We start from the raw sequence: 1336 nt of genomic DNA on the forward strand, positions 1-1336 counted from the left end.
CGTGATGTATGGAATCCACTCCCTCCTTAGCAATCTAGACTTAGGAGTGTGAGAAAAAACCGAGGGTTCCAATATGTTGACTAAAAATGTTATCGCTATCGACTTAGCAAAAAATGTTCTTCAAGCCTGCCATATCAGCATTCATGGTGAGCTAATGTCCAATAAACCTCTGAGTCGCCAGAAGATGAAAGAGTTCTTGGCAAAGGCTAAGCCTTCGATTGTCGCCATGGAAGGTTGTTGCGGTTGCCATTACTGGGGGCAATTAGCAGAAAAACTTGGGCATGAAGTCCGAATCATTAACCCTAAGAAGGTGAAAGGATACCTAGAAGGTCATAAAACGGATCATAATGATGCTCTCGCCATCGCTAACGCCGCTATACAAATTGGTATCAAGTACAGTCGTCCAAAGTCATTGGAACAACAAGCTATGCATTCTTTAGAAACTAGCCGTAGATTCTTATCTCGTAGTGTTGTTTCCCTAGCTCTTCACATTAGAGGGACAATTTTGGGCTACGGGATAGCAAACCCTAGAGGTGAAAAAGGCTTAAAAGCGTCGGTTCAAACCGTGCTTGATGGCGATACACCAATACCCTCCAATGTCGTATCCGTTCTGTCGATGCTTTGGGAGCAATATAAAGAACTTAAAGCAAAACTCATCGCATTCGAAAAAGAGAAAAATGCTTTAACCCGTCAGATAGAGCCGTGCCAACGATTAATGGGCATTGAAGGGGTTGGTGAAACAACTGCTGCGATGCTCTATACAACTCTTGGTGATGGAAAGCAGTTCAAGAATGGAAGACAAGCTTCAGCATTTGTTGGTCTTACACCTAAACAGCACAGTTCAGGAGGCAAAGTTTTTATGATTGGGATCGATAAATGCGGTGGTGTGAAGGAGCTACGCTCGCTTCTTTATCTTGGCGCAATGTCATACGTTGGGCGACTACCCGAAAAACCGAAGACTCAGAAGGACGCTTGGTTGAGGAGCATCATAGATCGTATCGGCTTCAAGAAGGCCTGCATTGCACTGGCTAACAAAGTGGTACGTACTGCGTGGGCAATGCTTCGGTATGAGACTGAATATAAACCAGTATTACTCACTCATTAATCACTACCAAATTTTTAAATTTTACAAAATGATGATGCATAAAAGGTAAGACCAACCTACTGAGAACCTGGCCATTCTGTCATGCTGTAAAAAGCTGCTAGCGCGATAAGGACAGTAGGTGCGCAAAACATCAAAGGCTAGAGGGTAGCTCCTTCAATAAGAAGCCGAATATACGACCGCATCTTAACTTTTATTGCCAAAATCACTTTGTAAATACGTGGATTCCATATA

Annotated in this window: 1 protein-coding gene; it reads left to right on the top strand. The window is 43.1% G+C overall.

Annotated elements, in window-relative coordinates; all coding sequences use genetic code 11:
* The first annotated feature begins 73 nt into the window (after window positions 1-73).
* Entirely contained in the window at window positions 74-1105 is a 1032-nt protein-coding gene (locus AB4161_RS23040; RefSeq protein WP_102398621.1) for an IS110 family transposase, read from the top strand.
* Window positions 1106-1336 lie beyond the last annotated feature (231 nt).

This window comes from Vibrio sp. 10N.286.51.E5, assembly GCF_041469125.1.
GTDB lineage: Bacteria > Pseudomonadota > Gammaproteobacteria > Enterobacterales > Vibrionaceae > Vibrio > Vibrio crassostreae_C.